At 73.3% G+C, this 6,553-nt stretch carries 7 protein-coding genes; 3 read left to right on the plus strand and 4 right to left on the minus strand.

The window, feature by feature from the left end:
• Positions 1 to 38: 38 nt before the first annotated feature.
• Positions 39 to 614 (minus strand): TerD family protein, encoded by a 576-nt coding sequence (locus ACFWOG_RS38615; RefSeq protein ID WP_329883953.1) that lies wholly within the window; start codon positions 612 to 614, stop codon positions 39 to 41.
• Between the two features lie 112 nt (positions 615 to 726).
• On the minus strand, positions 727 to 1,224 hold the full coding sequence (locus ACFWOG_RS38620; RefSeq protein ID WP_380364216.1) for a hypothetical protein: 498 nt from the start codon (positions 1,222 to 1,224) through the stop codon (positions 727 to 729).
• A 68-nt stretch (positions 1,225 to 1,292) separates the two neighbouring features.
• Here ACFWOG_RS38620 and arfB point away from each other — a divergent pair, with 68 nt between their 5' ends.
• A complete protein-coding gene (arfB, locus tag ACFWOG_RS38625) occupies positions 1,293 to 1,724 on the plus strand; it encodes an alternative ribosome rescue aminoacyl-tRNA hydrolase ArfB (protein ID WP_329883951.1) in 432 nt (143 codons plus the stop codon).
• Positions 1,725 to 1,859: 135 nt separating this feature from the next.
• On the opposite strand, the gene ACFWOG_RS38630 is transcribed toward arfB, so the two are convergent.
• Entirely contained in the window at positions 1,860 to 2,396 is a 537-nt protein-coding gene (locus ACFWOG_RS38630; protein WP_380364219.1) for a flavin reductase family protein, read from the minus strand.
• A 426-nt stretch (positions 2,397 to 2,822) separates the two neighbouring features.
• Between ACFWOG_RS38630 and ACFWOG_RS38635 the strand changes: the two genes are divergently transcribed.
• Positions 2,823 to 4,652 (plus strand): diguanylate cyclase domain-containing protein, encoded by a 1,830-nt coding sequence (locus tag ACFWOG_RS38635; protein WP_380364221.1) that lies wholly within the window; start codon positions 2,823 to 2,825, stop codon positions 4,650 to 4,652.
• Between the two features lie 237 nt (positions 4,653 to 4,889).
• Complete coding sequence (locus tag ACFWOG_RS38640) at positions 4,890 to 5,900, plus strand: carbohydrate-binding protein (RefSeq protein WP_329949183.1); 1,011 nt, start codon at positions 4,890 to 4,892, stop codon at positions 5,898 to 5,900.
• Between the two features lie 104 nt (positions 5,901 to 6,004).
• On the opposite strand, the gene ACFWOG_RS38645 is transcribed toward ACFWOG_RS38640, so the two are convergent.
• A partial coding sequence (locus ACFWOG_RS38645) for an amidohydrolase family protein (protein WP_380364224.1) occupies positions 6,005 to 6,553 on the minus strand: 549 nt, incomplete at its 5' end.

The raw sequence follows: 6,553 nt of genomic DNA on the forward strand, positions 1-6,553 counted from the left end.
TGGCGGGACGGGCGCTCCGGGGACCGCAGGGGGCGACGTCAGAGCTGGACGCCGAAGTCCTGGGCGATGCCGGCCAGGCCGGAGGCGTACCCCTGGCCGACGGCGCGGAACTTCCACTCGGCGCCGTTGCGGTAGAGCTCGCCGAAGATCATGGCGGTCTCGGTGGCGGCGTCCTCGGAGAGGTCGTAGCGGGCGATCTCGGCGCCACCGGCGGCGTTGATCACACGGATGTAGGCGTTGCGGACCTGGCCGAAGTTCTGCGACCGGGCGACGGCGTCGTAGATCGAGACCGGGAAGGTGATCCGGGTGGCCTCGGCCGGCAGCGTGGCGAGGTTGACGTTGATCGCCTCGTCGTCGCCGGCGCCCTCGCCGGTGCGGTTGTCACCGGTGTGGACGACGGTGTTGTCCGGGCTGCTCGTGTTGTTGAAGAAGACGAAGTGGCCGTTGGACAGCACCTTTCCGTCCGCGTTCAGCACGATCGCGCTGGCGTCGAGGTCGAACTCTGCGCCGGTGGTGGTGCGGACGTCCCAGCCGAGGCCGACGGTGACCGCGGTCAGGCCGGGGGCCTCCTTGGTCAGCGAGACGTTGCCACCCTTGGAGAGGCTCACTGGCATGGTGTGTGCTGTCCCTTCGATTGCTTTTGCCGGGATAACGCGGGAACCGGCGGAGATGGTTCCACGCGGGTCGACGGATTTCCGTCGCCGGCACGGGTTCGGGTATTCCCCGTCAGATTCGACGGAACCGGCCCTGAAGTGACCAGATGGCCGGATTGTCGGCGAGATCGGGGTGCATGTCGAAGAGGTCGGCGAGTGTGTCCTGGAGAAAGTCGCGGGCTTCGCGCCTCAGGTCGCCGTGACGGATCACGGCCGGCGGCTCGTCGGGCAGCCAGGTGGCGGTGACCTCGACCCAGTTGAACCGGCGGGCGAAACGCAGCAGTTCGGTGTTCTGGGTGAAGTCGAGGTCGGCGGTCTGCACCCGGGCGGCGCGACCGCCGGCCGGGTCGCGGTCCAGCTCCTCGGCGATGTCGCAGAGCGCCCAGGCGAAGTCCAGCACCGGGACCCATCCCCAGGCCGTGGACAGCTCCGCTCCCTCGGCGTCGAGGTAGACGTCGCCGCAGAACAGGTCGTACCGCAGCGCGTGGGTGGTCGCGGTCCGGTAGTCGGTCTGCGGGGGGTCGGGGAAGCGGTTGGAGAGGGAGTAGCCGAGCTCGATCACACAGGCCATTGTCGGGGCTGCGCGCCGGGTCGGATAACCGGGTGACCGGCGGGGGCCCGGCGCGGGATGATGGGCGCATGCCCGAGCCCATTCGCGTCCGGGGATCGGTGGTCGTCCCCGACGCCGAGCTCGTCTGGCGCTTCTCACGTTCCTCCGGCCCCGGTGGCCAGCACGTCAACACGTCCGACACCCAGGTCGAGCTCCGCTACGACCTGGCGGCCTCGGCCGCGCTGCCCGACGTCTGGAAGCAGCGCGCGCTGGAGCGGCTGGCGGGCAGGCTGGTGGACGGGCGGGTGCTGGTGGTCCGCGCCTCAGAGCACCGCTCGCAGTGGCGCAACCGCGAGGTCGCCGCGGCCAGGCTGGCCTCCCTGCTCGGGGAGGCGACGGCGCCGCCGCCGAAGGCCCGCCGGGCGACCAGGCCCAGCAAGGGCATGGTCGAGCGGCGGCTGACCAACAAGCGGCACCGCTCGGAGCTGAAGCAGGGGCGGCGGTCCCCGCAGGGCGAGTAGCCCGCGGGCAGGGCGGGCCGTACGCGGGACCGGGCCCGGTCGGTACGCGGGCCCGGCAGGCCGGTGGCCGTCGGTCGGGAAGGACGGCGGCCCGCCGGGCGGCAGGGGCCGGGGGGACCGGAGCCCCCGCCGGGGTCAGCCCAGGGTGCGGTAGCCGCCGCGGAAATAGAGCAGCGGACGGCCGCCCGGGTCGGGCACCAGTGCCTCCAGGACGCGGCCGAGCAGCAGGGTGTGGTCTCCGGCGGCTATCCGCTGCTCGGTGCGGCACTCCACGGTGGCGAGCGCGCCGTCGATCAGCGGGGCGTCGCTGAACGCCCCGCGGCGGTGCGGGGCCTCGGCGAACAGCAGCCGGTCACTGAGCCGGCCCTTCATGGCGAACCGCGAGCCGAGCGCCTTGTGTCCTTCGGTGAGCAGCGAGACCGCCCAGGTGTCGGCCCGGGAGAGTACCTCGTCCATCCGGGAGTCCTCGCGGACGGAGATCAGGACCAGTGGCGGCTCCAGCGACACGGAGAGGAAGGACGTGGCGGTCATCCCGACGTCCTCGCCGTCCTCCGGGTCGTGGACGGTCACCAGGCTCACTCCGGCGGCGAGCTGGGAGAGCGCCGCCCGGAACTCGTCGGGCGTTGCTTGGGAGGCAGCCTCGGGCTGCGGGGACGAGTACACGTAGCGCACGGTAGCCCGCGACCGGGCGGAACGGCATCGGGCCCTGGTCGTAGGACCAGCGGCGCAGTCCGGGGTGCAGTCCGTGGCGCAGTCCCGCGGTACGGCCCTCGCTGCGGGCCTTCGAGGTGGGGCCGAGGTTACGGTTCGCGGCCGCTCTCACCCCCAGGAGTGAAGTGGAGGGCCTGCCCGGCGGGCAGCCGACTTCAGTGCGCGGCCGATCCGGCCGACCAGGATAAATGTTCCGATAAGGGCTTATGTCCAGATATGGGACAGATGGGCTGATGAAGGGCGCATTAGGGTCGTGTGATTTAAGTCACAAGTGGCGACCTATTGCTGACCGAGCGTGCCGAACGCTGTGCTCCCTGTGATTCAGTTCTTCTGGCAATCGGACGATAACCAATCAAGACCTATCCGAAGCAGCCGGGGAGCCCCCGCATGGAAGCCGAGTCGGAGCCGTACGTCCGTCTCGCGACCCTCCGCACCTTGCACCGGGTCGTGGCGGACCTCAACGCTGCCCGCAGCCTGGCGGGCACGCTGCAGGCCGTGGTCGAGGGCGCGGTGCACGGACTCGGCTTCGACGCCGCCGCGGTCAGCCTGGTCCGGCCGGACGGCGACCTCGTGGTGGCGGCCGTCTGGGAGCTGGAGGAGAGCGCCATGGGCGGCCCCTCCGTCCTCCTCGGCCAGGTGGGCTCCCGCGAGTCCTGGGACCGGCTGCTCGGCGTCAGCGACCACTGGGGCACCCTGCGCTTCCTCCCCTATGACCGGGGCTGGGCCGTCGCCAGCGACATCCCGCGCTGGATCGGGGACGGCCCGATGCCCGTCTACGCCAACGACTGGCACCCGGCCGACGGTCTGCTCGCCCCGATGTACAGCGCCGGCGGCGACCTGCTCGGCGTCCTCTCGGTCGACCGCCCGCGCAGCGGCAAGCGGCCCGGGGCCTGGACCCGCGAGGCGCTGGAGATGTTCTCGTTGCAGGCCTCCATCGCGATCGGCAACGCCCGCCTGCGGGCCGAGATGCAACGCGCGCTGGCCCGCCTGGAGAAGGAGCAGCAGGCCCTGCGGGCCAGCGAGGAGAGCTTCCGCCAGGCGTTCGAGTACGCGCCCAGCGGGATGGCCATCACCGAGCTGCACGGGGCCGGGCGCGGTCAGCTGACCAGGGTCAACGACGCGCTCTGTCGTCTGCTCGGCCGCCCTCGCGCGGTGCTCCGCCAGCAGAGCTTCGCCGACCTCGTCCACCCGGACGACCGGGCGCTGCTGGAGCGCACCAGCGCCGAGAGCGGCCGGGCTGAACTGCGCCTCTCCCGGCGGGACGGCGGCTACCAGTGGGTCTGCCTGCGCAACTCGATCGTCGCCGACGCCGCGGAGGGGCCGAGCTTCCTGCTCACGCACGTCGAGGACATCGAGGACCGGAAGCGGCACGAGCTCCAGCTCGCCCACCGGGCCAGCCACGACGCGCTCACCGGTCTGCCGAACAGCGCCGAGCTCAAGGCCCGGCTCGGGCGCCGGCTCTGCGGCCAGCCGCAGACGGTCGGCGCCGCCGGGCACCAGCCGGGCCCCGCCGACGTCCCCTACGGGAGCGGCGGCTACCAGGGCGCCGGGTACGCGGTGGCCGACTCCTACAGCGCGCACGCCGCCTACGAGGGCCTGGAGGGGACCGACGTGCGGTCCGGGCCCGCGCACGGCTACGGCCTTCCGGAGGGGTACCCGTCGGCGGCCGCCGGTGCGAACCCGGGGCCGGCCGGCTACGGCGAGCACGTGCACGCGGTCGTGCCCGCCGATCACGGGTCCGGCGGCGAGGTCTGGTCGGGACCGTTCCGCTCGGGCGGCCCGGTCGTCGTGGAGAAGGGGCTCGCGGTGCTCTTCTGTGACCTCGACGGCTTCAAGTCGATCAACGACCGGTTCGGCCACAACGCCGGCGACGCCGTGCTGGTCGAGGTCGCCCGCCGGCTCAGCGGGGCCGTGCGGGACGGCGACACGGTGGCCCGGCTCGGCGGTGACGAGTTCGTGGTGCTGGCCGACGGTATCGGGCGCGACGAGGCCAAGGACCTCGCCCACCGGCTGCGCAACGCGATCATCCCGCCGATGCGGATCGACGGCCGGGCGATGCGGGTCGGCGTCAGCCTGGGCGTCGGCTGGGCGGGCTGCGGGATGAGCATCGAAGAGGTGCTGCACACCGCGGACGAGCGGATGTACGACGAGAAGCGGGCCAGGGGCGGCTCGGTGCGCGGGGCCAGGGGCGAGCGCTCGCACCGGCGGGCCGGCTGAGGAAGCCCGGTGGGGGAACCCGGTGGTGGAACCCTGCGGGGAGGCCGGCCGGGGCGGTGACCGGAGGTTCCGGGCCGCGTGAGCGGGTCGTTCCGGGCGAAAGCTACCCGCTGGTCGTCAAGGGGTCTTTTCGGGGCGTCGCCGAGGACAGGTAGTGTTCCCGGGTACAAGCGACCACGACCAGCGCCGGGGGCACGGCAGCCCGGCGGCGCGACCGCGATGGGGGAGTTGACCACCGTGACGACCGCCGGAAACAGCGGAGTGCCCCAGGGCCCGGAGGGCGGCACCCCTCAGGACGACGACCCGTTCGGCTATCTGTACCGTCCTGCCGACGGTGCGGCGGCGGCCCAGCCGTCCGAGCCGCAGCAGGGCGTGCCGCGCACGCCGTACAGCCGCCCGATGGAGGTCGGCCGCGCCCAGTACGGGCAGCAGGCCCGGCCCCAGCAGCCCTACCCGGCCCAGCCGGGCTACCCGCAGGCGCCGCAGCCCGGGCAGCCGTACCCGCCGCAGGGCGAGTACGGCGGAGTGCCCGCGCAGCACCCCGAGTACGGCGGCGGCGCCCCGACCCAGCAGGCCCGTTACGCCGAGCACTCCCGGCCGCAGCCGGGGGAGGAGCGGCCGGGCGGCGGCCGGGGCAAGGGTGCGGTGATCGGCGCCGTGGCGGTGGTCGCGGCCGTCGCGATCGGCGCCGGGATAGCCCTCTCGGGCGGGGACCCGGACAAGGACAAGGACACGAACGCGAAGGGCGCCACCAGCTCGACCGGCGCCCCGGCCACGCCGGGCGGCACCGGCAGCACGAGCCCGACGGCCCCCGCCTCGGCGACGGCCTCGGCGACCCCGGTGACCGGCCCCGCCACCGTCGACGCGAGCGGCCTGCAGGGGCAGAACGCGCCGTCCGGGAACTCCGTCAAGGGCACCAAGTCGGCGGACGGCGCCTACCTGACGCTGCAGCCGGGCGGTTCGGTCAGCTGGAACGGCGAGCTGGCGGCGGCCGGGACGTACAAGTTCACGGTGCACTTCAACAACCCGGGTACCGACGTGAAGGCCGTGGCTTCGGTGAACGGCAAGGACTGGCCCGGTGGGCTGTCCTTCAAGAACTACTCGCCGGGGAAGGAGCCGGCGGCCTCCTGGTACACGACGTACATAACCCCGCCGCTCCAGGCGGGGGCGAACACGATCACGCTCACCGTGCCGGCGGGCAGCGGAGCGATCCTGGTCGACCAGGTGGTGCTGGAGGCCGCCGGCTGATCCGGCCGGCCCGTCCACGCGAAACGGCCGCCCGTTCCCCGAGGGGAGCGGGCGGCCGTTCCGTTGCCGGCGGGCGCAGGCGGACACCGGCGGGTCCGGGCGGGTCAGGCGGACCCGAGCGGGGCGAAGCGGTCGGCCCCGGTGATCCACTCGCCGCGGCGCATGACGGCGACCAGGTCGTGGGTGGCGGAGTCGAGCACCACGAGGTCGGCGTTCTTGCCGGGTTCCAGCGTGCCGACCGAGTCGGCGAGGCCGAGCAGGCGGGCGGGGACGGTGGAGAGCGACTCGACGGCCTGGTTGAGGGTCAGCCCGTTGACGGCGACGGAGCGCTTGAACGCCACGTCCAGGGTGAGGGTGGAGCCGGCGATCGCGCCGCCCTCGACCAGCCGGGCCACGCCGTCCTTGACCTCGACCTGGAGGGGGCCGAGGGGGTAGAGGCCGTCGCCCATGCCGGCTGCGCCCATGGCGTCGGTGATCAGCGCGACGCGGGAGGAGCCGGCGGTGCCGTAGGCGAGGTCGAGGACGGAGGGGTGCAGGTGGACGCCGTCGTTGATGAGCTCGACGGTGACCCGCTCGTCCTCCAGGAGGGCCACGATCGGGCCGGGGGCGCGGTGGGCGATGCCGGGCATGGCGTTGAAGAGGTGGGTGGCGAC

The organism is Kitasatospora sp. NPDC058406 (genome assembly GCF_042722765.1).
Taxonomy (GTDB): domain Bacteria; phylum Actinomycetota; class Actinomycetes; order Streptomycetales; family Streptomycetaceae; genus Kitasatospora.

Bases quoted from the DNA above. Each gene is read 5' to 3' on its own strand.
- ACFWOG_RS38620 (WP_380364216.1), bottom strand. From the start codon at position 1,224: ATGGCCTGTGTGATCGAGCTCGGCTACTCCCTCTCCAACCGCTTCCCC.
- arfB (WP_329883951.1), top strand. From the start codon at position 1,293: ATGCCCGAGCCCATTCGCGTCCGGGGATCGGTGGTCGTCCCCGACGCC.
- ACFWOG_RS38635 (WP_380364221.1), top strand. From the start codon at position 2,823: ATGGAAGCCGAGTCGGAGCCGTACGTCCGTCTCGCGACCCTCCGCACC.
- ACFWOG_RS38615 (WP_329883953.1), bottom strand. From the start codon at position 614: ATGCCAGTGAGCCTCTCCAAGGGTGGCAACGTCTCGCTGACCAAGGAG.